Origin of the sequence: Alkalihalobacillus sp. FSL W8-0930 (assembly GCA_037965595.1) — a bacterium.
Lineage (GTDB): Bacteria > Bacillota > Bacilli > Bacillales > Bacillaceae_D > Alkalicoccobacillus.
In genome coordinates this window covers 1,330,187-1,355,213 of sequence record CP150183.1, presented here as the reverse complement: position 1 = coordinate 1,355,213, position 25,027 = coordinate 1,330,187, and the positions used below count along the sequence as shown (strand labels likewise).

At 41.3% G+C, this 25,027-nt stretch carries 27 protein-coding genes and 1 other annotated feature; of the genes, 5 read left to right on the top strand and 22 right to left on the bottom strand.

Annotated features, from left to right (window positions below; translation table 11 throughout):
• Positions 1-84 precede the first annotated feature (84 nt).
• Complete coding sequence (locus tag NSQ54_07175) at positions 85-1,431, top strand: IS4 family transposase (GenBank protein WYP27863.1); 1,347 nt, start codon at positions 85-87, stop codon at positions 1,429-1,431.
• A gap of 328 nt (positions 1,432-1,759) precedes the next feature.
• On the opposite strand, the gene NSQ54_07170 is transcribed toward NSQ54_07175, so the two are convergent.
• The 3 genes from NSQ54_07170 to NSQ54_07160 form a co-directional block, all read right to left on the bottom strand.
• Positions 1,760-1,996, bottom strand: coding sequence for a YrhC family protein (locus NSQ54_07170; GenBank protein ID WYP27862.1), 237 nt, complete (start codon positions 1,994-1,996; stop codon positions 1,760-1,762).
• 93 nt (positions 1,997-2,089) lie between these two features.
• Positions 2,090-2,785: a 5'-methylthioadenosine/S-adenosylhomocysteine nucleosidase gene (gene mtnN / locus NSQ54_07165; GenBank protein WYP27861.1), complete on the bottom strand. Its 696-nt coding sequence runs from the start codon at positions 2,783-2,785 to the stop codon at positions 2,090-2,092.
• Between the two features lie 75 nt (positions 2,786-2,860).
• The gene (locus NSQ54_07160; protein WYP27860.1) at positions 2,861-3,688 is read right to left on the bottom strand and encodes a Ku protein; all 828 of its coding nucleotides are present in this window, start codon (positions 3,686-3,688) and stop codon (positions 2,861-2,863) included.
• A gap of 104 nt (positions 3,689-3,792) precedes the next feature.
• Between NSQ54_07160 and ligD the strand changes: the two genes are divergently transcribed.
• Entirely contained in the window at positions 3,793-5,583 is a 1,791-nt protein-coding gene (gene ligD, locus NSQ54_07155; GenBank protein WYP27859.1) for a DNA ligase D, read from the top strand.
• Positions 5,584-5,626: 43 nt separating this feature from the next.
• Here the strand turns inward: ligD and NSQ54_07150 are convergent, their stop codons facing one another.
• The 5 genes from NSQ54_07150 to mltG form a co-directional block, all read right to left on the bottom strand.
• Positions 5,627-6,319, bottom strand: a complete 693-nt coding sequence (locus tag NSQ54_07150; protein WYP27858.1) for a DUF1510 family protein — start codon at positions 6,317-6,319, stop codon at positions 5,627-5,629.
• A 193-nt stretch (positions 6,320-6,512) separates the two neighbouring features.
• Positions 6,513-6,989 (bottom strand): transcription elongation factor GreA, encoded by a 477-nt coding sequence (greA, locus tag NSQ54_07145; protein ID WYP27857.1) that lies wholly within the window; start codon positions 6,987-6,989, stop codon positions 6,513-6,515.
• 73 nt (positions 6,990-7,062) lie between these two features.
• A complete protein-coding gene (gene udk / locus NSQ54_07140; protein WYP27856.1) occupies positions 7,063-7,701 on the bottom strand; it encodes a uridine kinase in 639 nt (212 codons plus the stop codon).
• 59 nt (positions 7,702-7,760) lie between these two features.
• Positions 7,761-8,447 (bottom strand): O-methyltransferase, encoded by a 687-nt coding sequence (locus tag NSQ54_07135; GenBank protein ID WYP27855.1) that lies wholly within the window; start codon positions 8,445-8,447, stop codon positions 7,761-7,763.
• A gap of 33 nt (positions 8,448-8,480) precedes the next feature.
• Positions 8,481-9,614 carry an endolytic transglycosylase MltG gene (gene mltG / locus NSQ54_07130; protein ID WYP27854.1) on the bottom strand — a complete coding sequence of 378 codons (1,134 nt, stop codon included), beginning with the start codon at positions 9,612-9,614 and terminating at the stop codon, positions 8,481-8,483.
• Between the two features lie 253 nt (positions 9,615-9,867).
• On the opposite strand from mltG, the gene NSQ54_07125 reads away from it, so the two are divergent.
• A complete protein-coding gene (locus NSQ54_07125; protein ID WYP28516.1) occupies positions 9,868-10,197 on the top strand; it encodes a PadR family transcriptional regulator in 330 nt (109 codons plus the stop codon).
• 4 nt (positions 10,198-10,201) lie between these two features.
• On the top strand, positions 10,202-10,969 hold the full coding sequence (locus NSQ54_07120) for a hypothetical protein (protein WYP27853.1): 768 nt from the start codon (positions 10,202-10,204) through the stop codon (positions 10,967-10,969).
• Positions 10,970-10,995: 26 nt separating this feature from the next.
• On the opposite strand, the gene NSQ54_07115 is transcribed toward NSQ54_07120, so the two are convergent.
• From NSQ54_07115 to NSQ54_07050, 14 genes are all read right to left on the bottom strand, one after another.
• Complete coding sequence (locus NSQ54_07115; protein WYP27852.1) at positions 10,996-11,310, bottom strand: DUF1292 domain-containing protein; 315 nt, start codon at positions 11,308-11,310, stop codon at positions 10,996-10,998.
• 17 nt (positions 11,311-11,327) lie between these two features.
• Complete coding sequence (gene ruvX, locus NSQ54_07110; protein ID WYP27851.1) at positions 11,328-11,753, bottom strand: Holliday junction resolvase RuvX; 426 nt, start codon at positions 11,751-11,753, stop codon at positions 11,328-11,330.
• Positions 11,750-12,022: an IreB family regulatory phosphoprotein gene (locus NSQ54_07105; GenBank protein ID WYP27850.1), complete on the bottom strand. Its 273-nt coding sequence runs from the start codon at positions 12,020-12,022 to the stop codon at positions 11,750-11,752. Before NSQ54_07105 ends, ruvX begins: the two co-directional genes overlap by 4 nt.
• Before the next feature lie 82 nt (positions 12,023-12,104).
• Positions 12,105-14,744, bottom strand: coding sequence for an alanine--tRNA ligase (gene alaS, locus NSQ54_07100; GenBank protein ID WYP27849.1), 2,640 nt, complete (start codon positions 14,742-14,744; stop codon positions 12,105-12,107).
• Between the two features lie 60 nt (positions 14,745-14,804).
• Positions 14,805-15,010: a binding site (T-box leader), on the bottom strand.
• Positions 15,011-15,053: 43 nt separating this feature from the next.
• Positions 15,054-16,121 (bottom strand): AI-2E family transporter, encoded by a 1,068-nt coding sequence (locus tag NSQ54_07095; protein ID WYP27848.1) that lies wholly within the window; start codon positions 16,119-16,121, stop codon positions 15,054-15,056.
• A 56-nt stretch (positions 16,122-16,177) separates the two neighbouring features.
• On the bottom strand, positions 16,178-16,366 hold the full coding sequence (locus NSQ54_07090) for a DUF3918 domain-containing protein (GenBank protein WYP27847.1): 189 nt from the start codon (positions 16,364-16,366) through the stop codon (positions 16,178-16,180).
• Positions 16,367-16,383: 17 nt separating this feature from the next.
• The gene (locus NSQ54_07085) at positions 16,384-16,572 is read right to left on the bottom strand and encodes a hypothetical protein (GenBank protein ID WYP27846.1); all 189 of its coding nucleotides are present in this window, start codon (positions 16,570-16,572) and stop codon (positions 16,384-16,386) included.
• Positions 16,573-16,585: 13 nt separating this feature from the next.
• Positions 16,586-17,056, bottom strand: coding sequence for a PRC-barrel domain-containing protein (locus NSQ54_07080; protein WYP27845.1), 471 nt, complete (start codon positions 17,054-17,056; stop codon positions 16,586-16,588).
• A 111-nt stretch (positions 17,057-17,167) separates the two neighbouring features.
• Positions 17,168-19,462 (bottom strand): ATP-dependent RecD-like DNA helicase, encoded by a 2,295-nt coding sequence (locus NSQ54_07075; GenBank protein ID WYP27844.1) that lies wholly within the window; start codon positions 19,460-19,462, stop codon positions 17,168-17,170.
• A 12-nt stretch (positions 19,463-19,474) separates the two neighbouring features.
• A complete protein-coding gene (locus NSQ54_07070) occupies positions 19,475-20,134 on the bottom strand; it encodes a tetratricopeptide repeat protein (GenBank protein WYP27843.1) in 660 nt (219 codons plus the stop codon).
• Between the two features lie 38 nt (positions 20,135-20,172).
• Positions 20,173-21,279, bottom strand: a complete 1,107-nt coding sequence (mnmA, locus tag NSQ54_07065) for a tRNA 2-thiouridine(34) synthase MnmA (protein WYP27842.1) — start codon at positions 21,277-21,279, stop codon at positions 20,173-20,175.
• 23 nt (positions 21,280-21,302) lie between these two features.
• Positions 21,303-22,463, bottom strand: a complete 1,161-nt coding sequence (locus NSQ54_07060) for a cysteine desulfurase family protein (protein WYP27841.1) — start codon at positions 22,461-22,463, stop codon at positions 21,303-21,305.
• 30 nt (positions 22,464-22,493) lie between these two features.
• On the bottom strand, positions 22,494-22,913 hold the full coding sequence (locus NSQ54_07055; GenBank protein WYP27840.1) for an Rrf2 family transcriptional regulator: 420 nt from the start codon (positions 22,911-22,913) through the stop codon (positions 22,494-22,496).
• Positions 22,846-23,481, bottom strand: coding sequence for a YitT family protein (locus NSQ54_07050; protein ID WYP28515.1), 636 nt, complete (start codon positions 23,479-23,481; stop codon positions 22,846-22,848). Before NSQ54_07050 ends, NSQ54_07055 begins: the two co-directional genes overlap by 68 nt.
• A gap of 222 nt (positions 23,482-23,703) precedes the next feature.
• Between NSQ54_07050 and NSQ54_07045 the strand changes: the two genes are divergently transcribed.
• A complete protein-coding gene (locus NSQ54_07045) occupies positions 23,704-24,975 on the top strand; it encodes a replication-associated recombination protein A (protein WYP27839.1) in 1,272 nt (423 codons plus the stop codon).
• The last annotated feature ends 52 nt before the right edge of the window (positions 24,976-25,027 follow it).

Genomic DNA, 25,027 nt, shown 5'->3' with positions numbered 1-25,027 from the left:
CCGTCAAGTTAAGTAAAATCGGTTTAATTATAGACGATTCTTCGTTAGGATGGGGGTTTAACCAGTCCTAGGGAGGGATCGTTTGTGTCTTTAAAAGAGGAGTTCAGTACGTTTGCGAAAACCGTGTTGGACGTTTTATCTGTACCGAACCTTCGCCAATCTGCCCGAGACGTTGGGTTTGTACAGCGTCTAAAGAAATTAAAACCTGAGGATTTCTTGAGTATTTGTGCGTTTCTGCCTCAACCCGTGGGTTCTACAGAGTTAACACAGCTTTGTGGAGCTCTTTCGCGTGAATCGAATACCCAGCTCTCCAAACAAGCCTTACACCAACGCTTCGATGAAAAAGGAGCCGCTTTTTTGAAGCATGTGTTTTTTCAATTGGCGGGCAAACAAGAGGTCATCGCCATGCCACCTCTTCCGGAGACCCCGTTTTCTCGGATCCGCATCTTAGATGCGACTTCATTTGAACGACCAAGGAAAGAAGGTACTTCTTCAGATGGAGCGAAAATTCATTTAGAGTATGAGCTATATGAGGGGAAATTTTTGCATACCTTACTTTGCGGTTCAAGAGAAAGTGACCATCACGCCGCCTATGCATTAGCCGATACGATCCAGCCAGGAGATTTGATCATCCGTGATCTCGGCTACTTTTCTGGCGACCATTTGAAACAAATTGATCGTGCAGGCGCTTCTTATATCACGCGGACGCCGGCCAATATGACCTATTGGACTAGAGATGATCAAGGGGAACGAATCCAAATCAAACCAGAAGAAGATGCGAAGCAGCTAGAACCGGGAGCGATCAAAGATTATGGGGTCATCCAATTAGGGGTCAAAGGAAAGAACACCCTTCAAACCCGTGTCATCGTGCAACGATTGACAGAGGATCAACAAAACAAGAGGAAAGCCGGTTTACGAAAAAGAAGACGGAAAGGGGGTCATACCCAATCCGCCGACAAAAAGGATCATACCCAAATCCTTGCCACTAACCTAACACAGGAAGAAATGGATGTGCAAGCATTGTATCCGATGTATTCCTTACGCTGGCAAGTCGAGATTCTTTTCAAAACGTGGAAATCCCTTTTCGCCATTGATCACGTGCGCGCGATGAATCCAGATCGGTTTCTCTGCCACATGTATGGGAAACTTATACACATTCTGCTTTCTTCGATGGTGGCGTTTCAATGCCGGTTCTATCTTCATCAAAAACACCACCTCGAAGGCAGTGAATACAAGTGTATCCATCATGCCAAAAGGGCTATAGAAGAGTCAAAAGGATACGCTCTCTATCATCGTTCTTCATTAGAAGACGTTCTAGAAAATATCTACGAGAACATTTACCGATATGGACGAAAAGACCATCGCCACCGCCATCAAAGTCCCTATGACATCTTACAGATCGCCTATGAAACACATGCGCGTATGGAGTAAAACGGTAGAATCCGGTGCAAAAAAATATAAAAAGAGCCAATCTATCCATACGTACCCTGATGGAAAATACTAGATCCACTACAAGATAAAGGATGAGCTCTTTCTTTTTCCTTTCTTAACTTGACGGCTATGGGGTACGGCCTCAGCCCCTTTCGCGGAAAAAGCACCGCTACAGAGTCTTCACCGCGTACTTTTCCACAGGAGTGTCGGGTTCTCCTTCCGCTCGTCTTACTGAAAGATACGGAAAACACAAATGACGAATGATTACATCTAGAATCATTCGTCATTCTCTCATTAATTTTAGTTTTGTCCCTGTATCTTCTTCTATTCATTCATCGTGTAATTTTTTCTTCGCTCGGACAGCTAATCGATTACAAATAACTGCTCCTACTAACGACAAGCAAATCGCAGGTATCATTAGTTCTGGAGGCCTTGTTGTTTGTGCTAAGTCTTCCGGGATAACTAGTCCCACGTATAAAAAAGCGGCCAGTGACCAAAGAACATATCCAAATCGATTATAATCCTCTTGCTTGCCAAGTAGAATCTTCTCTCTTTTCGTTTCCACTCAAACCGCCTCCCTCTTATCTATCAATCATTCTATCATTCTTTTTATGCCAGAGATGATGTAATAGTAGGGAGTAAAGGAAGGTTTAACCTATTAATTAGCTAGTGCTTCAACCATTAAAAGCACTTGTTTAGCAGAATTCACAGAAGCTGTTTCAAGAAATTGATCATACGACATCTTCGCATCACTTCCAGCAATGTCAGATAGTGCCCGAATAATCACAAAAGGAACCTCAAATTGCTGACAAACCTGTGCAATAGCTCCTGCTTCCATTTCAGCACAATACGGTTCATTAAAGAGCTGCTTAATCTCTTCAACACGTGTTTCATCACTCATAAATGAATCACCTGATACAATTAATCCTTTTTCTGAATGAATGCCTACTTTCTGCGCTGCTTCCTCTGCTACTTGCATTAAATGTGTATCCGGCTGATAAAAAGCCGGCATTTGAGGAACCTGACCATATTCATAGCCAAATACAGTCGCATCCACATCGTGATAGCGCAACTCTGTTGAAATAACGATATCTCCAACAGTTAAAGACGGATAAAATCCACCTGCCGAACCAGTATTAATGATTCGATCAGGTGAATAAAGTTGAATTAAAAGAGTGGTCCCTATCGCTGCATTTACTTTACCAATGCCTGATTTTAATAATACAACTTTCACATCGTTAATTGTTCCTGCGTTGAACTCGCAGCCCGCAATCACGCGATCCTCTCTATTTTCAAGCTTGCTTCTTAGTAATACGACTTCTTCTTCCATTGCACCAATAATTCCAATAACCACAACCGAACGTCCTTTCCTTCATAAAACATGAGTAATACGTCCAGTATACACCATTTTTGATGACCGAAAAATAGGTTAGGCTTTTTTACGCGCTGGTGCCTTTCGTTTCACTGCTGCTTTGCGCTTTGGCTTCGTGCGTTCTAACGATAGCTGCAGTGCTTCTGTTAGATCTGTCACATTTGTTGCAGTTTGCTTCTGGGCTGAAGGTGTTACGGTTTCTGCTCCAGCTTGTTTTTGCTCGATGAGATTCATGAGATTTTCTCTATACTCATCATGGTAAGCAGCAGGATCAAACGTTTTTGTTAATTGATCTATTAAAAGTAGTGCTGTCTTTAACTGCTTTTCATCAACCTGCTTCTCTCCTGTAATGGATGGTACTTCATCCACGCTTCTTACTTCATCAGGAAAATGTATTGTCTCCATTAGTAAACATTGCTGATAGACACGTACAATGGCTAATTGTTCTTTTGAACGAATGATGATTTTTGCCACACCAATTTTCCCAGACTGCTCGAGTGCTTTATGAAGAAGGGAGTACGCTTTAGATCCCCCATCACCAGGAGCTAAAAAATAGCTCTTTTCAAAGTAAATCGGGTCAATTTCCTCAAGCTTTACAAAATCAAGAATTTCTACGGCTTTCTCTTCATTTTCTTTTCTTAGTGCTTCTAAATCTTCTTCATCTAATACGACAAATTTGTTTTTGCTGTATTCATATGCCTTCACAATATCCTCTTGTTTCACTTCCTCTTCGCAGTTTGAACATGTCTTCTGATATGAGATCGGTGTGTGACATTTCTTATGAAGCTGTCTAAGCTTAATATCTTTGTTTTCTGTCGCTGTATGGAGCTTGACTGGAATACTGACAAGTCCAAAGCTGATCGTTCCTTTCCAAACCGTATGCATATCGTAGCCTCCCTTTTTTGTTACTGTTTGATTGTCGCTCTATTTTTATGTATAGATTAAGGTGAAACACTTAAACTAACTGAAGAGAAACGGAGGAGTATCATGTGACCATTAAACCAATGCTTGCAACGCGTACTATTGAGCTACCTCATGGAAACCACTGGCTGTATGAACCAAAATTTGATGGGTTCCGGTGTTTACTTATTGTGACGCCCTCACTTGTTCGCTTGCAAAGTCGAAATGGTCGGGATATGACTTCGCAGTTCCCAGAAATTATAGATGAAATAAAAAAACATTCCTTTCCTTATTCATCCTTTATTCTAGATTCTGAGCTCGTTTATCTGCGCTCACCATTATGCAGTGATTTCTCAAAGGTTCATACTAGATCAAAGCTTCGCGCAAAGAGAACCATCGAAACCCAAGCTGAGACATTTCCTTGCTCACTAATCGTGTTTGATCTTATTCAATTAAATCAAGAATCACTTTCTCATCTGCCTTTATGCGATCGTATAAAGCATTTAGACGCTTTTTTCTCAAAGTTATCCAGTAACCGTCTCCTCTCCATCCAACGCTTTACACATGTAGATCCCTTACTTAGGCAGCTATCATTCGAGGCAGGAGAAGGGATTCTAGCTAAAAAAACAACAAGTCAATGGACTGAAGGTAAGCGTTCGTCTGATTGGTTAAAGTGGAAGCTTCCTAAACAAGGAACAGTCATTCTTACCCACTATCAATCAACAAATCAATATTTTACTGGTCAGGTCTATGAGAATGAAACGCTAACACCTGTTGTACAAGTAACACACGGTTTTTCGGAGGAGCAACGTCAAACGCTTATTGGATTGTTTAAGCAAAAAGGTAAAAAGCATGGAGCTAACGGATGGATTTTACCACCTGGAATCTGTGCAGACATCTTAAGCATCAGCATGAATGATAAGAATATGCGTGAACCGAGATTCTTGGATTTTAATTTATCGATGGATCCTGATGGATGTACATACAATCGATTGAGAAAAGATTTATCTTTACCAAAAGAATATATGGAGATGACGCACCCTGATAAACCTATTTGGGACCACGCCGTAAAGGATGACTATCTCTTTTATCTTCAACAGATTGCTCCACACCTTCTACCCTTTTTGCATAATCGTGTCCTGACAGTGATTCGGTTTCCTCATGGAGGCGGCGATGAGCGATTCTATCAGAAAAATCGTCCAGACTCAGCACCTGATTTTGTTACATCCATCAAGTATGAAGACATTGATTATATCCTCTGCAACGGGTATGATACATTGCTTTGGCTCGGAAATCAGTTAGCGCTTGAATTTCATATTCCATATCAAACGTATTCTGATGATCGTCCTAGTGAAATGGTGATTGACTTAGACCCACCCTCTATCAATGAATTTCATCTCGCTGTTACAGCGGCAAAATTGGCGAAAGAGGCACTTGATTATTTTAAGCTGAAAGCCTATGTTAAGACATCAGGTGGAAAAGGATTGCAGCTATATATCCCTTTACCACTTGATGAATTCACATATGAAGAGACACGATCTTTTTTATTTTTTCTATGCAATTTTCTATGCGAACAACATTCAGAGCTTTTTACATTGGAACGTCTAAAAAAGAAGAGAAAGGGTCGCTTGTACCTTGATTACCTGCAGCATGACGCAGGCAAAACAATCATTGCGCCATATTCAACACGTGGAGATACTGGTTATGTTGCTACGCCATTGGAATGGGAAGAACTCGAGGACGCTTCACTACATCCTTCCAAATTCACCATATGGACGGTCTTAGAACGATTAGATCGTAGGAAGGACCCGTTTCATTCATTTAATAATGTAAGAGTAAACCAACCGTTTCGTGAAGTCCTAGAGCGAATAAACAATTAAAAAAGCTTGCTTAAAGAGTGATACTCTTTAAACAAGCTTTGGTTTATCTGTATGGATTGCTTGATAGTTGCTCAGTGGAAACAACCTGCCAGCCTTGGCCGTCCTGCCATTCAATTCGAACGCGGTAAGGGTTGCTGTAGCTACCCTGATCGTTTTTATCACTGAACGTCCCTACTGCAGAGGTTGGAGAACCTCCATTTTCTAATCTCCACAGAGTCATTTCACTTTCACCGGATAGCCCTTGTGGTGATCCGACTGCCGCTACCATCTCGTTCCAGTTCTGACTACCTTGAGTAAAGTCGGGCTTAAAGTCACCTGTTTGTTCTGTACCAAGTGGCTCTTGCTCCTCGTCTTCTTGACCGTCCTCTTCACGATCCTCATCCTCGGTAGCCTCTTCTGTATCCTCGTCGTCTTGAGCGTTTGCATCATCATCTTCGTCTTCTGTACGACCATCCGCTACGCTGTCTTGGTTTTCCTCTTCATCATCGCTTGCTGTAGCGTCGTCGTTGCTATCAGGTGAGGCTGGATCCTTGATACCAGCACTGCCGCTTCCCGTTTGGTTTGAATCATTACCCGTAGTATTTTCTTGGCCTTGATTAGCGGTCTCATCGTTATTCCCATTCAAGAAAATTGAGACTCCTACAATTAGTATAAGTGCAATAACCACACCAATGGCTATATTTAAGATTCGACTCATTTTCTTTCGCCTGCGTGTTTCGTAACGATTTCCTACCATACTTGAATCATCCCTTCATACTCATTCTCTCTCTATTATACATAGGATTCTATGAATGAAAAGTAATCTTCCTTCTCATTATATCGTCTTCATCTGGAAGTTCAAGAGGTCTTAGATAAACAAACTAGTGAAGAAGTACTAGCTGCAAATTAAAAATGCGAAACCCAATTTCATAGGTTTCGCATGTGTGTACTTACTTAATTTCTTTAATCTCGATTTCCATGTCTCCACCTGGAGTACTTACTGTCACTCGATCTTTGATTGTTTTTCCAAGCAAGCTTTGAGCGAGTGGAGAATCGTTAGAAATCTTACCCTCAGATGGATTAGATTCTGCACTTCCTACGATGATGTACTCTTCTTCATCGCCATCAGGAAGTTCAACAAAGCGTACCGTTTTACCTAGAGAAACAATGTTTCCTGGAGAACTTTCTTCCTCGATAATAATTGCATTACGAATCATTTTTTCTACTTGCAGGATACGACCTTCTACAAACGCCTGGTCTTCCTTCGCAGAATCATACTCAGAGTTCTCAGAAAGATCTCCAAAACTACGAGCAACCTTTATACGTTCAACGACTTCTGCACGTCGTTCAGTTTTTAGATAATCAAGTTCCTCTTCAAGTTTCTTCTTACCATCCAATGTCATATAGTGCTTTTTCTCTTCTGCCACTTGACTCACTCCTCATAAGATACAAGTTATAATAGTTCCTATACTAGATAAGCTAAGACAATTGTCTTACTTATTAAGTTAGCAATGATTTAGCTTCAATAATTGCACGAATTTTTGTAACCATTAAGTCAATTGCCACTTTATTCTGGCCACCCTCAGGTACAATTAAATCAGCATACCGTTTTGTCGGTTCAATAAATTGTAGGTGCATCGGTCTTACCACATTTGTATATTGGTCAATCACCGAATCAATGGATCGTCCACGATCTTTGATATCACGTGACAATCTACGGATAATACGGATATCAGCGTCTGTATCAACAAATAGCTTAATATCCATCATATTACGTAACTTTTCATCTTCAAGTATTAAAATGCCTTCAAGAATGATAACATCCTTTGGCTCAATCGGTATAATTTCCTCAGAACGCGTATGGTTTGCATAATCATATACAGGTTTCTGCACAGCCTGTTGACTAGTCAATTGTTCTAATTGATGAAGAAGCAATTCATTATCAAAAGCAAGTGGATGATCGTAGTTTGTTTGTAAACGCTCTTCCATACTTAAATGACTTTGATCCTTATAATATGCATCTTGTTCAATTAATACGATGGACTGTTCATTAAACTGACGAAAAATTTCTTTAGCTACGGTTGTTTTGCCTGAGCCCGTACCGCCCGCAACCCCGATAATAATAGGCTTATGATTCATGTTACTGTCCTCTTTTCAATAATTAAATCTATTCTTCTAGATTGTTCATTCAATATCCTTTATTTCTTTATACTTACAGCAAGTCCATCCCCAATAGGTAGCACTCGTGTTAAGAAAGCAGGATGTTCCATCAGGTATTGATTATACGAATGAATTTTACCAGCAAGCTTAGATAGCCGCTTGTTTGATACATCACTCTTTGCAACTAGCCCCCTGAATAATACATTATCTGAGTACACAATACCACCAGAAGCTATTAGCTCCGTATATAATTCAAAAAAGCGTTTGTATTGCCCCTTAGCTGCATCAATAAATAATACATCAAACAATGGCATTTTTTCAAGTATTTCCACTACATCTAACGCATCCCCTTCAATCAGGTGAATGCGATTTCCCAAGCCCGCCTGCTCAATATACGATTTCGCCTTTGCTGCACGCTCAGGGTCTCTCTCAATCGTGACTATTTCTGTATTTGGAAGCGCTGTAGCCATCCGTATCGCTGAATAACCAATAGCCGCACCAATCTCTAAGATTCTCTTTGGCGGATTTAGCTGCATTAATTGGAGAAGACTCTCTATCCCAACCAGATCCATAATCGGAACTGAGTGTTCTTTAGCATACTGTTCCATTTCCTCGATTAAGTCAGATCGCTTAGGTGTAAGAGCAACTAAATAATCAAGTATTTCTTCATCAAACATGACGCTCTGCTCCTTATGATTAAAAAGAGGAAGGAATGAATAATCCATTCCTTCCATCCTCTATTCTATTTCTTCAACTGCTTATTCTCCTGCATCGATCCATTCCTGTCGATACTCTTCTACTACCTGTTGATGATCTTCATACGAGCTGTTATAGATAACTTCACCAGTCACGCGCGCATAGAAGAATAGATAATCCGTCACTCTTGGTTCGAGCGCCGCTTTAATTGAATCCTCCCCAGGACTTGCAATCGGGCCAATTGGTATACCTTCATACATGTATGTGTTATAAGGCGAATCAACGTCTAAATCATCGAGCGAAGTCATGTAAAGATGAGATCCCGCTGCATAGGCAACCGTCGGGTCAACCTGAAGCTTCATATTATCATCTAAACGATTATATAACACCCCAGAGATTAGGTAGCGGTCTTCAGATGTTTGCGCTTCGCGTTCAATAATGGAAGCAAGCGTCATAATTTCATGCAAAGTGTAATTACTACTTTCAATCTGATCCGAATATTGATCCAATACAGACTGAGTACGTTCTAGCATCGTTTCAATAATCGTTTCAATTGATGCATTTTCATCTACGAAGTCATATCTTGCAGGGAATAAATACCCCTCTAATGGATGACGAATTTCACCATCTAATACTTGCTTTCCAAGAATCGGGTAGCGATCAACCAGTGATTCTATGTATTCATCATCTTGCATTTTCTCAAGAATTTCGTCCTCGTTGTACTGCGTTGCTTCCGCTATTCGTTTCACAATATCTTCAAGCCAGAAGCCCTCAGGAATGGTAAAATTAAAAACAGACTCCTGCTCCACCTTACCATCTTTTAATGCATGAATGATTTCCTCCATCGACATCTCCGTTGATAACGCATAGTCACCAGCCTGGAAATCAGATTCGTTTAAATATCGAACATAATATTTGAAGATGGTTCCATTTGAAATGAGCCCAGCATCCTCTAGGATCCCGCCTATCCCTCCTGGCGTCGAGCCTATTGGAATACTTACTTCAATTTGTTCACCATTATCCTTGTCCATCGGTTCAATTGAACCCTTTAAATAAATATATCCACTTATAGCAATTATAGCACCAATCAAGATAATCGCAATCAATGAGATAAATACCCATTTACGGACAACCTTTGCCTGCGACACGCGTTCTTCGTATAACGTGTTTCGTGGCTTTTCTTTGGAATCAGACATCGTTCTCCTCCCTCCGCCGTTCCCATTATACTAATACACGTGAGAAATGTCAGTATTGAATTGCGGAAATTCAATGTTCATACACATCTTTTAGTATTTCCTCGTTTGAAAAAAGTACACCTGAACCACTACCTTGCATAACATGATAAATAACCCTTGCATTACAAGTTAGTTCATTTTATACTTTGGTTATACCTTGTAATACAAGATATTAAGATAGCTGAAAGTTGGTGCTTGCTTGTCTACAACACAGATGATGAAAGGAATTATTGATGGATGCTTACTATCCATCATCGATGAAAACGAGGTGTATGGATATGAGCTAGCCAAAAAGCTTGAAGCGTATGGTTTTGAATCATTTAGCGAGGGCACCATCTACCCTTTACTCTTACGAATGCAAAAAGAGGACCTTGTTACTTCCACTCTGCGTAAATCAACAGCGGGGCCGAAACGCAAGTACTACTCTCTCACACCAAAAGGGGAAACAGAACTTCAATTATTTAAAGAAAGATGGCTCACACTTAAAGACAACGTGAATCGTGTATTGACTCATCACTTATTAGAAGGACAGGAGGGAGAATAAAAGGATGATGCATTCATCATTATCAAAAGAAAGCCAAACCTTTTTAGAAAATTTAAGAATTTACTTATTCTCTAGCGGGAAACATGAGGACGAAATCAATAACATAGTGAATGAATTAGAAGATCATCTTATTGAAGCTGAGAAATCTGGCACACCAATTGAACGAATTGTGGGTGACTCTCCTAAAGCGTACATGGAGTCTCTTTCAAAGGAAATGAACGTTGATGTGCGTGGATGGATGAAATACGTTGCGATAATCTTAATTGGAGTTTTATCCATGGAAGTGATTCCGGATGTTTTACGAGGAAATTTATCTTATTCTTTATACTTTATTCTTTCAAATACAATGATAATGTTACTCTTTCTAATTGCTATGGCATATTGCTTTAGATACTTAGCCACACACACCGTTTCTTTTTTTAAACAGCTCGTTTTATTGTTGACACTATCTATCATTCATCTTCTACTATTTATAGCAGTTCTTTTTACTGATGATTTAATTACATCCCCTATCTTTGTCTTTAATACGTTTGCTTCAGTAATAATTGGTGTATTTGCTTTACTCTTTTTGTTTCTGCTTTCCATCTGGGCAAAAACATGGATTGCTCTAATCATTGTTTCATTTTTAACATTACCTGATTATCTAATAAGATTTACTACACTAGCCTATGAGACACAGCTCATTATGAGCACGATGATCACATTCGGTGGTATTGCGCTATATCTAATTTTTGTTAATCTATCAGAAAAACGGAAAGAAAAAGACGCTTGAGTTATCTCTCAAGCGTCTTACTTTTATTATTCTTCTTCGTCCTCTTGCTCTTCAGAAAACGTATTAAGCATTTCTTCAATTACAGCCCACTCTTCATCTGTTTCAACAGGGAAAAGCGCGATGTCATTTTCTTCGCCTTCACGATCTTCGTAACGGAACGCGAATACTTCTTGCTCTTCATCTTCGTCTTCATCTGTTTCTTCTTCATTTTCCCCTACAGGTACTACGAGAAGATATGAGTTTCCAGTTGTATCAACTGTAAAACGGAATAGCTCATCAAATAAATGCTCTGTTCCGTGCTCGTCTGGAATGATAATACGTTCTTTTTCTTCTTGTGCCATGGTTGGACACCTCTCTATTACAAAGTTTTTCCTGCGCGATCTAGATAACCCTGCAGGATAAGGGTTGCTGCCATTTTATCAATGACTTTTTTACGTTTCTTCCGGCTCACATCTGCATCAACAAGGACACGCTTGGCAGCCATAGTTGTTAATCTTTCATCCCACATGACAATGTTCGCGTCAATGTACGATGATAAATCATTTGCAAACGCTTGGCAATACTCACCGTTGCCACCGATGGAACCATCCATATTTTTAGGAAGACCGATGACAACCGTACTAACTTCATTTTCTTTCACAAGCTTGGCAATCGCTTCGTAATCCTGCTCAGCTTGTCCTTCTGTTCGTTGCAGCGTTTCTACACCCTGCGCCGTCCAGCCAAATGCATCGCTCAAAGCGACACCAATCGTTTTTGTACCAACATCAAGACCTAATGATTTCATTCGTTCTCCTTACGGTGATGTGTTAAATAAGACTTCACAAGCGCTTCAATTAATTCATCTCGTTCTAACTTCCGAATTAATGTTCTGGCTTCTTGGTGTCTTGGAATGTACGCTGGATCACCAGATAGTAGGTAGCCTACAATCTGATTAATAGGGTTGTACCCTTTTTCCTCAAGGGCAGCATAAACCGTCAGCAGCACCTCCTGGACATCTACATTAACAGAGTCGTCATGAAAATCAAACTGCATTGTTTTGTCCATAGAGCTCATCACATGCACCTCTCTCTAGAAAGTTCCGGACTTAGCTCACGATTGGAGCTTGTTACGTTTATTGTACATCAAAATCAATGAATTAGGAAATTGATTTTACATATTCAGCAACAAATTCAAGCGCGCTATCAAGTTGATCAGGATTCTTCCCGCCAGCTTGTGCCATATCAGGTCGGCCTCCGCCGCCTCCGCCACAGCGTGTAGCTACTTCTTTCACGATCTTTCCAGCGTGGAAACCTTGATCAATCAAATCTTTTGTAACTGCTGCAACAATGGATACCTTCCCACCTGTTTCAGCTCCTAAAACAAGAATTCCTGATTCTGTTTCTTGCTTCAGTTTATCCATAATCGTACGCAATGCGTCCATATCACGGGCATTCACCTTTTTAGCAAGCACAGATACGCCGTTCACTTCCACCACAGAATCCGTTAAATTTGAAGCTTCCATGTTCCCAACTTTAGCAGACAATGACTCATTTTCACGTTGAACAGCTTTCATTTGTCCAAGAATGCTATCAATACGCGTTGGAACATCACGCACTGATTTAGCTTTTACTAAAGTCGCTGCTTCTTGCAGTATATCCAACTGCTCTTGGACATATAAGTAAGCGGCTTTTCCAGTTACAGCTTCAATCCGTCTCACTCCTGCACCTATTCCCGTTTCGGATACAATCTTAAACTGGCCAATTTCTGCAGTATTTTGAACATGAATCCCACCGCATAGCTCTAAGCTGTAGTCTCCTACTTGAACAACTCGTACAGTGTCACCATATTTTTCTCCAAATAGAGCCATCGCGCCCATTTGCTTCGCTTCATCTAATTTCTTTTCAGAAATATCTACGGATAAGGCGGACCAAATTTTTTCGTTTACAATCGACTCAATTTGAGTAAGCTCTTCTTGAGTCACCTGTCCAAAGTGAGAAAAGTCAAAACGTAAGCGATTCTCTGACACAAGAGAACCTGCTTGATTCACGTGTGTTCCTAACGTATCTTTAAGAGCTTGGTGCAAAAGATGTGTCGCTGTGTGGTTTTTAATGGTCCCACTACGTTCTGTACGAGTAACGCTTGCTTTTGCGCTTGCTTTATTCGCCAGCGTTCCTTCTTTGACTTGAACTGTGTGAAGGTGCTGTCCGTTTGGTGCTTTTTTTACATCAATCACTTCAGCTACACCCGTCTCAGTGCGGATCAAACCACCATCAGCAACCTGTCCACCACTTTCTGCATAGAAAGGTGTACGGTCAAGAATCAATTGAGCTTCTTGGCCTGTGCTAGCTACTTCCACAAGCTCTTGATTCACAATTAATGCTTGGATCGTTGCGTCTGCTTTAAGTGTCTCGTACCCCACAAACTCACTTGGCTCCGTGATTTTGCTTAACAAGTCACTTTGAACATTCATTGAACCCGTATCTTGTCTTGCAGCACGAGCACGCTCACGTTGTTTGTTCATCTCTTCTTCAAATCCAGGACGATCAATAGCAAGTCCTGCTTCTTCTACATACTCCTCAGTTAAGTCAACAGGGAAACCGTATGTATCATACAAACGGAACACGTCTTCCCCACTTACAATTCCTTTTGAAGCAGCTTTCGTTTCAGCTACAATCTTATCTAGAATCGTAAGTCCTTCACTCAACGTTTCGTGAAAACGCTCTTCCTCCGTTCGAATCACACGTTGGATAAAGTCAACTTTTTCATTTACATCCGGATAGAAGTCCTTCATCACTTCACCAACAACCGGAACAAGCTCATACATAAATGGACGTTCAATCTGAATTTGTTTAGCAAAACGAACAGCTCTACGAAGAAGTCTTCTTAGAACATAGCCACGCCCTTCATTTGATGGCAGTGCTCCGTCCCCTATCGCAAAAGCAACCGTGCGGATGTGGTCAGCAATGACCTTAAACGCAACATCTGTTTCCACACGATCTGAGTAGTTAACCGAAGTCAACTTTTCAACAGATTTGATGATCGGCATAAACAGATCTGTTTCGAAGTTTGTTGGTACATTTTGAATAACAGATACCATGCGTTCAAGACCCATACCTGTATCGATGTTTTTCTTTGGAAGCGGTGTGTAAGAGCCATCTGGATTATGGTTAAATTGAGAAAATACCAAGTTCCAAATCTCTAGATATCGATCGTTTTCACCACCCGGGTATAGCTCAGGATCTTTAGGGTCATTGCCATACTCAGGTCCTCTATCAAAGAAGATTTCAGAGTTTGGTCCACTTGGTCCTTCTCCAATGTCCCAGAAGTTTCCCTCAAGACGGATGATTCGCTCACTTGGAATGCCGATTTCCGTTATCCATAGATCGTACGCCTCATCATCCTCAGGGTGAATCGTAACAGATAGCTTCTCTGGATCAAATCCAATCCATTTTTCGCTCGTTAGGAATTCCCATGCCCACACAATCGCTTCTTTTTTAAAATAATCACCAATTGAAAAGTTTCCTAGCATCTCAAAAAATGTGTGGTGTCTAGCTGTTTTCCCTACATTTTCAATATCATTCGTACGAATGGATTTTTGGGCATTTGTGATACGAGGATTGTCTGGAATGACACTTCCATCAAAATATTTTTTTAGTGTGGCTACTCCACTATTAATCCAAAGTAAGGTAGGATCTTCAAATGGAACAAGTGGTGCACTAGGCTCCACATCATGTCCTTTTTCCTTGAAGAAATCCAAGAACATCTGCCTTACTTCAGCAGAGGTCAAATGCTTCATCTTCTACTCATCTCCTTTACTAATTAACCTTCCAACATAACAAAAAAACTCCTCCCTATAAGAAGGGACGAGATTATCACGCGGTACCACCCTAGTTATGAATCAAAAACGATTCATCGCTTAAGCACCTTAACGCGGCAAACGGCAGTTGTTTAGCAACTGCACTCCGGAATAGCGTTCTTCGACCCTTCGTTAAACCTCTCCCAGCCAAAGGAGGTTCTCTCTTAAAACGGACTGTCGCTTACTCGTTCCATCACTGTTTTGGTTATAGGCTTGTCTTAGTTATTATAAAAATCATTTTTCTAAAAGTCAATCATTCTGAAAGTGCTGACGCACATGGAGTAGCGTCACTTTTAATACAGCTAGAAGCGGAACGGCAAGAAGAAGTCCAATGATTCCTCCAAGCTCCACTCCAACGAGCAGCGCCAGAATGATAAATAAGGGATGAAGATGCAAGGTTCTCCCAACAATGAGCGGCGAAAGTACATTTCCTTCAATTTGTTGAATGACTGCAAGAATAATTAATGTGTACAATGCCTTTTCCCAAGAGATAAGTAGGGCAGCAATTAGGGTAGGGACCATTCCAATAATTGCACCAAAGTATGGAATGATATTGGTTCCCCCAATAAACAAGCCTAACAATACAGAATAAGGAACACCTACTATCCACAATCCGATGATTGATAATGTTGCAACTCCTGCTGCTACCAGCATTTGTCCTCTTATATAGCTTCCAAACGTATGGTCCACATCTTTACCATATAAAGCTAAAGGTTTTCTCCACTTTGTCGGTGTTAGATACCACACTGTTTTTTTGATCAATGAAATATCTTTTAAAAAGTAAAAAACTAAAAACGGGATAACTACTAGGGATGGTATTGATTTTAGTGCAGCTAATAAGCCTGTCTCCAGTCGGTCCAGCCACTTTTCCGAAGCGATAATAAGTTCATCAGACCAATCATCCAAATGATCTCTTAAAAAGAATGGCATGCGTTCAACAGAGTCTTCCCATGTATGTACGACATCCATCACTCGCTCTACTTGACTCGGCAACACCTGCATGACGTCCTGCACCTGCCGTATAAAGACAGGCACTCCGTACATAACACCGAGTACTAATCCCGTTAAAAAAAGCCCAAACACAAGCAAGATAGCTACCATCCGAGGAAGGCGCCATTGATGAAGTCCATCAATAAGAGGATGCAAGATATATGCAAACAGACCAGCTAAAAGTAATGGGGTTAGGATTTTCAGAATTACATGTAAGATTGGCTGTAGAAAGGGCCACAACAAAAAGAAAGCATAAAGAATGAGGAGCCAAATAAATAAATGAAGTGCGCGAAAGATGAATGAAAAAGATTGTTTTTTCTCGCCCATATTTCTCCTCCTTATATAAAGAGAGCCGGAACAAAAGCTTGTTCCGGCACGTCTATTTAACGAAATGCTTTCATGACTTTTTTTCTCGTTTTTTTCCATTGTTTTTTTGAGATGAGCGGTTCAGAAGTGAACTTTTCTATCTTATGAAGCCACTCGTCACGCATTGACGTAGACTTAGCCTGATTCATGGAATAGATTGCTGCACCTAACCCCACTAATAGTAATGGTTTCATTGTTCGACGCATGTACTCATCTCCTCGTTTTACTTCTCCATTCGAAGCTGTTCATCTTCAAATAAGTCATCCAACGAGCTTAATGAACCATCCTCCTCCACTTGATGAAGAGATAGTCTGCCTTGGACAATACTCATTTCAACAAAGCAGCTCCAGCAGTAGTATTGATTTGTTCCAATCTTTCCGATATCTATACTTCGACAATTTGGGCAGCGCATTGCGGGGCCTCCTTTAATTAGAGAGGATGGCTCGCTCCTTACCTAGAATTAAATGCTGACCCCGGCACATCTTTTGTCCAGTAGTCAAATCGGCAAGCAAACCGTCCGTCACTTTATACCCCACAATCGTGCCCATTTCTCCGCTGAAATATACATCTTCAATTAAACCAAGCATCTCTCCTGAATCTGAAAAGAGCTCCATCCCTTTTAACTTACACCGTCCAAGCGCTAGCGGCGTATCGTCTGTTTTTCCAATATGGCAATCAGTGAGTACTTCCTTTGTTCGGATCATAACGGCTTGATCCCCAATACTTGATACTTGATCGAGTACCAGAAGACGATGACGGTTAAACCATCCGCGCATATTAACGAGCAATCCGGTGATCCGGTTACTTGATATGAATACGTCGACAATTCGCCCACATTCCGTTCCCTGCTCCATCTCAATCACAGGTAAACCCTCAACATATGCAAATGTTCGCAACGAGTCACCTTCCTTCCGAACGTTTTTAGTTTAACCAAAATCAGTTCTTGTATGAGAAATGCTGACGAGTTCAAAGGCTGCCTTATGACATTAAAAAAAGCCGCTGAAAGACTATGCTTTCTGCGACTTTGGCTCTGCAAGTAATAACTGCAGTCTGTTTACAAGCTGGGAGTGACGCTCAAGATCCTCTCCACTTGTAATCGTATATTCAACTGTACGCTGTTCTCCACACATTAACAAAAATTGCTTCGCACGAGTAACTGCTGTGTAGAGAAGATTCCGACGTAGCATCCGACTATAGCTACGAACAACGGGAAGCACTACAATTGGGAACTCACTTCCTTGCGCTTTATGAATCGAACAGCAATACGCGTGGGTTAATTGATTTAACTCTGTTTTATTATAGACAACCTCGGTTCCATCAAACGAAACGACAATTTGATCTTTTCGTTCTGCATTTTCTTTCGCATAAAAAATTGCTACAATCTCACCGCGGTCTCCGTTATAAACGCGTTCTTCAGGATTGTTAACAAGCTGAAGGACAACATCACCCGTTCGATACACAAGATCACCGAATGTAAGCTCACGAACCTTTTCTTTTTTGGGGTTAAAAAGTTCCTGCAGCATCGCATTTAATTCAGTAATCCCTGCGCCTCCCTTGTACATTGGAGCAAGCACTTGAATATCTCTGGCGTCATACCCTTTTTTCACTGCATTTTCACAGATCTGCCAAACAACATCTTTTACCTGATCGACTTTACAAGGGAAAAAACGTCGATCCGATTGGGCTTTCGTTAAATCAGGTGGAGCATAGCCGTCTTTCATCGCATGTGCAAGCTCAATAATAGAAGAGCCCTCCGCTTGGCGGTAAATATCCGTTAATGCAACAAGCGGCATCGTTTTGGAATCAATTAAATCCCTTAATACCTGACCAGGACCAACAGATGGTAATTGATTTTCGTCTCCTACAATAACGACCTGCATTCCCTTAGGTATCGCTTTAAATAACGAATTAGCTACCCAACTGTCAACCATCGACATTTCATCAATGATGAGTAGTTCACCATTAAGTGGTTCATGCTCCCCTTTATCAAACCCTCCCGCTCCGCCTTTCCACCCAAGCATACTGTGAATGGTAGCTGACGGTAGACCGGTCGCTTCAGACATACGCTTAGCAGCACGGCCTGTTGGAGCGGTCAGCAATATCGGAAAAGGATTACTTGACGTGTACGCCCTGGGATCTAATGATAACCCATGCAAACGAGCATAGACTTCTACGATTCCGCGAATAACCGTCGTTTTTCCTGTACCTGGTCCGCCTGTTAAAAGCATAAGAGGCTTAGCAATTGCTTCTTGAATGGCTTGTTTTTGTGAGGAAGCATATTCCATGCCCCACTCTTCTTCAAGCTCGCCTAATGTTTTTAAAAATTCCGCTTCAGGAAATTCATCTTTTACCTCTGCTGAGAGCAATCGGCGAATGTTTGAAGCAATGCCTTTTTCTGCACCATACAATGATTTTGTATACACTCTTGTTTCTTCAACCACAAGCAAGCCTTCTTCATTCATTAAGACAAGCTGTTCTTGAATTTCTTCTTGAGTGATCTTGTCGTTTGGCGACGACAAAAGTGCTACAGCTTGATTTGTTAAAACATTAGACTCGATATACATATGACCTTCCTGAATACATAACTCATGGACTAGAAAAGAGCACCCTGCTCGCAGGCGATCCGGATGATTACCTGTTAAACCAATCGAAGCACCCAATTGATCCGCTCGTCTAAAGCCTATACCATCTACATCGTGAATCAGTTGGTATGGATTGTGTTTAATAATCTCTAGTGCTTGTGTTTTGTAGACTTGAAAAATCTTTAAGGCAAGATCTACACCAAATCCATGTTCCGATAAGACAATCAGGACCTGCTCAACGCCTTGCTGTTCGTACAAATTTTCATAAAGCTGAGCCGCTTTTTCTTCTTTTAATCCGGGGATATCAAGTAAGACCTTTCGATTCTCAACAATTCTAGAAATCGCTTTGTCTCCAAGCTTTTCTACAATCGCTTCAGCAGTTTTTGTACCGATACCCGGAAACCGATCACTGGCAAGATATTTAATGATTCCTTGCTTGCTTTGTGGAATGTCTCTTCGGCTCTGTTCCACTTTATATTGAATACCAAACTTCGGATGATCGGCAATGCTCCCGAAAAAGATAAACGTTTCATCCTGCTCAACATGAGGCAGTACACCGACAACGGTTAGTTTTTTTTCATCGAGATCTTCATTCGTTTCTCGAACACGCACAACAGCCACAGTGTAAAAGTTTTCATCGTTTCTAAAGACAACGTGAGAAATCTCTCCTTTTACAAATCCCCGTTGTACGTCATTTGTTTGCTCTCCTGATTGTTCCAACGTTCCTCACCCTCAATTTAAGGCTTGTTCAATAATCTTTTTCCCGTTCCCCGCGAGTACATGATCTGGCTGTACTTGAAGCGCCTTATCAAAAGAAGCAAGGGCATCCTCTGCTTGATCCTTACTAGCATAAGCAACACCTAAGTTGTAATAAGCATCCGCATGATTTGGATTAAGCTCAACTGTTTTGAGTAAGTAAGGCATCGCTTCATCAAGCTGCTCAAGCTGAGCAAATGTTAAGCCAAGCTGGAAGTTTGCATCTACGTCTGCGTCATTTAATTCCACAGCACGTTGGAAATTTGCACATGCATGAGGGAGAGAACCTAGCTGGTAATAGCTCATTCCTAACATAAAATACAAGTCTGCTTCATCAAGCTGTTTCATTAATGCTTGTTTAAACATTTTAACAGCCTCTTCGAATTGATCTTGCTTGTAATAGATTGTACCTGCACCGTAATAAGCTGTAGCCGCATTCTCATCAAGCCCTATGGCCCGGTCAAAGAAAACGAGTGCACGCTCATTATCATCTAATAATGAAAGTAAGTTCCCAAAGTTAATATAAGCAGCAGGATCTTTAGGATCTGTTTCAATCGCTTCTGTAAATGCTTTGCCCGCTTCCTCATATCGCTGATTTCTCATGTGTTCAATACCATTTTCATTTAATGTACTCATTATTCATTCTCCTCACTTGAAAAAAGGGAAAACACCATTCAGGCATTTTCCCAATTTGTTTTCACTACATCAATCGTTCCGCCGCCTAGACAACGATCCCCTTGATAAAAGACCACAGCCTGACCTGGCGTAACCGCTCGTTGATCTTCATCAAACGTAACCGTTGCCGTTCCATCGGCATGCGGATGCACGGTAACCGCTTGGTCAGCTTGACGATAGCGGAACTTGGCTGTACATGTAAACGGCTCGGTTGGTGCCGTATCCATGATCCAATTCATACCAATTGCTTCAAGACCTGTTGAGAACAATCCGTAATGGTTTGAACCTTGTCCAACTAAAAGAACGTTGCGATTCAAATCCTTGCCAACTACAAACCATGGCTCACCGGCCCCACCAATGCCAAGGCCTTGACGTTGACCTAATGTATGATACATTAAACCGTCATGTGTTCCTTTTACTTCGTCTGTTTCAAGCGTACGAATTTCACCTGGTGTAGCTGGAAGATAGGTGCTTAAGAATTCCTTAAAGTCACGCTCTCCAATAAAACAAATTCCTGTACTATCTTTTTTAGATGCTGTTGCAAGATTGGCCGCATGCGCGCGCTCTCTCACTTCTGATTTAGGCATATCTCCAATCGGGAACATGACCTTTTGCAGTTGTTGTTGACTTAGAGCATTTAAGAAGTAAGTTTGATCCTTATTATCATCCATACCTCGGATTAATTGGAATACACCATCCACTTCTTCCACTCTCGCATAATGCCCTGTCGCCACATAATCTGCACCAAGGGTCATCGCATGATTAAGGAATGCTTTAAACTTTATTTCTTTATTACACATCACATCCGGGTTAGGGGTGCGACCTGCTTTATATTCTTCAAGGAAGTAGGTAAATACCTTGTCCCAATATTCCTTTTCAAAATTTACCGCATAATACGGAATATCTAATTGGTTACATACACGAATTACATCATTATAGTCTTCTGTCGCTGTACAGAATCCTGACTCATCCGTATCATCCCAGTTTTTCATGAACATGCCGATCACGTCATAGCCTTGTTCTTTTAACAATAGCGCTGTGACAGACGAATCCACTCCTCCAGACATCCCAACAACCACACGGGTATCTTCAGGGCGTTTAGTCACCTTGCTCACTCCATTTCTTTATGCTACACAATAAAAGGCTGCTGCTTTTGATATCGTTTCACGATTTTAGCCGTTTCACGTGCAGCGGTCTCTATTTCAAATTCGGAATTACCGATCCCAAAACTATATCGAATAGCTGTTTTTGCCCGTTCGTTATTTTCGCCAAACATAGCTGTTAATACATGAGATGGTTCAATGGAGCCCGCTGTACAAGCAGACCCGCTTGAAGCTTCAATCCCAGCCAAATCAAGATTTACAAGCATTGATTCAACGTTCACTCGGGGAAAACTAATGTTTAATATATGAGGAAGAGAATCACTCGGATGGCCGTTCACCGAGAAATCAATTTCTTCCTGATTAAGAATAGCAGAAAAAAGCTCTTTATAGGTACGATATTGCTCGTTTTTTTGTTTTTGTTCCTTGGTAGCTCGTACGAAACTCTCAGCAAGCCCAATGATACCGGCAATGTTCTCTGTTCCTGCACGTCTCTTTCGTTCTTGCTCGCCGCCATAGAAGGGTGGAGCGATCGTGATATCTTCTCCTACATAAAGAAAACCAACTCCCTTTGGCCCGTTAAGCTTATGAGCACTGACAGATAGAAGGTCTACATGGAGCTGGTGGATAGATAGATCAAGACTCCCTGCCGCTTGAATGGCGTCCGTGTGAAGAACAGCTTGATGCTCTTTTAATCTTAGACCAAGCTCTGGTATCGGCTGAATAGTCCCTACTTCATTATTTCCATACATAATTGAAACAAGGATTGTGTCAGCTCGTAACGCCTGGTCAAAGTCATCAATAGAAATCATCCCTGTCTCATCAACAGGTAGATAGGTTACTTCAAAACCTTCTCGTTCTAGCTGTGCACATGTGTGCAAGACCGCATGATGTTCAATTTTCGTTGTAATAATATGGCGACCTTTGTGCTGATTCGCCTTTGCATACCCAATTAACGCAACATTATCGGCTTCCGTCCCACCACTTGTAAAAAGAATCGTGCTTGGCGTCACATGTAGTTCGGTTGCAATTTGCGCCCGTGCCTCATCTAATGCCTGCCTTGCTCTTCTTCCCGTCCTGTGGATGCTTGAAGCATTTCCAAACACCTCTGTTAAATAAGGCATCATGGCCTCGAGTACATCCGGGTGCATCGGCGAGGTTGCAGCATGATCTAGATAAATTCGTTCCAAAAAATCACCTACTTTTTTATAAAAACTGATTTAAATATAGAACATGTAATACTCTTGTTCGCCCTCTGTTTTAAAGGTTGCTAAATCATCGAGTGTCGTAGAATCAAGCACGTCTTTCACAGCATCACGAATTTTAATCCATAGATCACGCTTTGCAGGCTCTTCGTCTTCAAGTACTTCTACAGGACTAATTGGTCCTTCTAACACACGAATGATGTCTCCTGCCGTAATTTGTTTAGCCTCTTTTGCTAGCATGTAGCCGCCATAAGCTCCACGTACGCTTTTCACAAGCATTGCATTTCGGAGAGGAGCAATAAGCTGCTCTAGATAATGCTCAGACAAATCGTATTCCTTGGCAATGGACTTTAATGAAACTGGACCATCACCTGATTTCTTCGCCAGTGCCATCATGATGGTCAACCCGTAACGTCCCTTTGTTGATATCTTCATATTGAATCCCTCTTTCTAAAAATGATTGAACCAATCGTTTTCCGTGTGGTAATGTAATTCCGACCACGTAGCTAATTCCTACACAGTATAATAGTGTACCCAAGAATACAGGTCCACCTAAAAGCCATCCTACAGTTAACACCGTAATCTCAAGTGCAATTCGGACCCGCTGAACACTCCAGCCTGTGCGCTTGTTTAATGCAAGCATCAGACTATCTCTAGGCCCAGCGCCAAGACCCGGTGCAATATATAATCCAATTCCATATCCGTTAATGAAAATACTTGCAACTAACATCATCCAGCGAATGGTTGTTTGATCAACTGTTGGCAGAATGAACAAAAATAAGTCGATAAACACACCGACTAAGATCATGTTAACGACCGCTCCTACTTTTGGCCACTCTCTTAACAATAAACCCGAACCAATTAAAATCGCAACACCGGTTAGGATCGACCACGAGCCTACAGTTAAACCAAATTGCTGCATCAGTCCAACATGTAACACTTCCCAAGGAGCAATTCCGAGCTCTGCACGAATCATTAATGCAATGCCAAAAGACATCACCATCAGGCCAAAAAGAAAAAAGAGCCAACGGAGCCCTAATGTTTGGACCCGAAGTCCGTTTCGAAGATGTAACAAATAATCCCTTCTTCCCGATAATTCCTAGCTATTATATCATGATTCACTTAACAGATGATACTCATAAGATGGCAATTCATAAACGTTTCTCGTTCCTAGTCTAACATGTTACTCTACTAATAGAGTAACAATTTAAAGGAGAGAAGTTTGTTGAAAAAGCAACCACTCGCTTACCGAATACGACCACAATCCATTCATGATGTGATCGGTCAAGAGCAATTACTTGGAGAAGGTGAGCTCTTACGAAGAATGATAGATGCCAATCAGTTAGGATCCATGATTTTATACGGTCCTCCTGGAACTGGTAAAACATCAATCGCCAGAGCTATTGCCGGAACAATGAACCTTCCATTCAAGCTGCTGAATGCGGTTATGCATAACAAAAAAGACATGGAAACACTTGTGGCTGAGGCCAAAATGCACGGTCAAATGATCGCCATCATGGACGAGGTACATCGACTAGACAAAACAAAACAAGATTTTTTGTTACCTCATTTAGAAAATGGATTAATTATCATGATTGGTGCAACGACATCAAACCCTTACCATGCGATTAACCCAGCCATTCGAAGCCGGTGTCATATCTTTGAATTAACACCACTCGAACCAGTTGAGATAAAAAAAGCCCTCATTCGAGCGGTTCAAGATCCAGTGAATGGGTATGGTAACGCAGAACTTGAAGTTGATGACGAAGCACTTGATCACTTAGCAGCAGCCTGTGGTGGTGACGCGCGGTCTGCTTTAAACGGACTGGAAGTAGCGATTCTTTCTACTCCAAAACCAAAAGACGGCCCAAAACGTATCACTAAACAAATAGCCGAAAAAAGTATACAAAAGAAAAGCTATCAGCATGATAAAGATGGCGATGCCTATTACGATGTTCTTTCAGCTTTTCAGAAATCCATTCGTGGTAGTGATGTTGATGCGGCCCTGCACTATCTAGCTCGCTTAATTGAAGCGGGTGATCTCGTGAGTATCGCTAGGCGCTTACTTGTCATTTCCTACGAAGACATTGGTCTAGCCAGTCCTCAAGCAGGCGAACGAACCTTATCTGCGATTGAAGCAGCAGAACGATTAGGCTTTCCTGAAGCTCGAATTCCACTTGCTAATGCAGTCATTGAGCTTTGTCTTTCACCAAAGTCAAATAGTGCCATTCAAGCCATTGACCATGCGCTTTCTGATTTAAGAAAAGGTGGCGTTGGTGATGTACCGGCTCATTTAAAGGATGCTCATTATAAAGGGGCCAAAGATCTTGGACGAGGTGTTACCTATCAGTATCCCCATGATTACGAAAATGGGTGGGTCAAACAACAATACTTACCAAATCCTTTAAAGGATCGCTCGTATTATTCTCCTAAACAAACTGGGAAATTCGAAGCAACTTTAGCCCAACTATATAGCCGTTTGAAAAACACTCGATAAATTAGACAAGAGACCGGGACATAATATTCATGTAGCAAGCAAAACACAAACA

What these genes read in the sequence shown, in the direction of transcription:
- alaS (WYP27849.1), bottom strand. Translation starts at nt 14,744, where the DNA reads ATGAAGCATTTGACCTCTGCTGAAGTAAGGCAGATGTTCTTGGATTTC.
- NSQ54_07120 (WYP27853.1), top strand. Translation starts at nt 10,202, where the DNA reads ATGATGCATTCATCATTATCAAAAGAAAGCCAAACCTTTTTAGAAAAT.
- NSQ54_07070 (WYP27843.1), bottom strand. Translation starts at nt 20,134, where the DNA reads ATGAGTACATTAAATGAAAATGGTATTGAACACATGAGAAATCAGCGA.
- udk (WYP27856.1), bottom strand. Translation starts at nt 7,701, where the DNA reads ATGAATCATAAGCCTATTATTATCGGGGTTGCGGGCGGTACGGGCTCA.
- NSQ54_07055 (WYP27840.1), bottom strand. Translation starts at nt 22,913, where the DNA reads ATGAAGATATCAACAAAGGGACGTTACGGGTTGACCATCATGATGGCA.
- NSQ54_07150 (WYP27858.1), bottom strand. Translation starts at nt 6,319, where the DNA reads ATGGTAGGAAATCGTTACGAAACACGCAGGCGAAAGAAAATGAGTCGA.
- ruvX (WYP27851.1), bottom strand. Translation starts at nt 11,753, where the DNA reads ATGAAATCATTAGGTCTTGATGTTGGTACAAAAACGATTGGTGTCGCT.
- NSQ54_07160 (WYP27860.1), bottom strand. Translation starts at nt 3,688, where the DNA reads ATGCATACGGTTTGGAAAGGAACGATCAGCTTTGGACTTGTCAGTATT.
- NSQ54_07115 (WYP27852.1), bottom strand. Translation starts at nt 11,310, where the DNA reads ATGGCACAAGAAGAAAAAGAACGTATTATCATTCCAGACGAGCACGGA.
- NSQ54_07135 (WYP27855.1), bottom strand. Translation starts at nt 8,447, where the DNA reads ATGGATTATTCATTCCTTCCTCTTTTTAATCATAAGGAGCAGAGCGTC.
- NSQ54_07090 (WYP27847.1), bottom strand. Translation starts at nt 16,366, where the DNA reads ATGCGTCGAACAATGAAACCATTACTATTAGTGGGGTTAGGTGCAGCA.
- NSQ54_07085 (WYP27846.1), bottom strand. Translation starts at nt 16,572, where the DNA reads ATGCGCTGCCCAAATTGTCGAAGTATAGATATCGGAAAGATTGGAACA.
- NSQ54_07050 (WYP28515.1), bottom strand. Translation starts at nt 23,481, where the DNA reads ATGGTGATGTCTTTTGGCATTGCATTAATGATTCGTGCAGAGCTCGGA.
- NSQ54_07105 (WYP27850.1), bottom strand. Translation starts at nt 12,022, where the DNA reads ATGAGCTCTATGGACAAAACAATGCAGTTTGATTTTCATGACGACTCT.
- NSQ54_07125 (WYP28516.1), top strand. Translation starts at nt 9,868, where the DNA reads ATGATGAAAGGAATTATTGATGGATGCTTACTATCCATCATCGATGAA.
- mltG (WYP27854.1), bottom strand. Translation starts at nt 9,614, where the DNA reads ATGTCTGATTCCAAAGAAAAGCCACGAAACACGTTATACGAAGAACGC.
- NSQ54_07095 (WYP27848.1), bottom strand. Translation starts at nt 16,121, where the DNA reads ATGGGCGAGAAAAAACAATCTTTTTCATTCATCTTTCGCGCACTTCAT.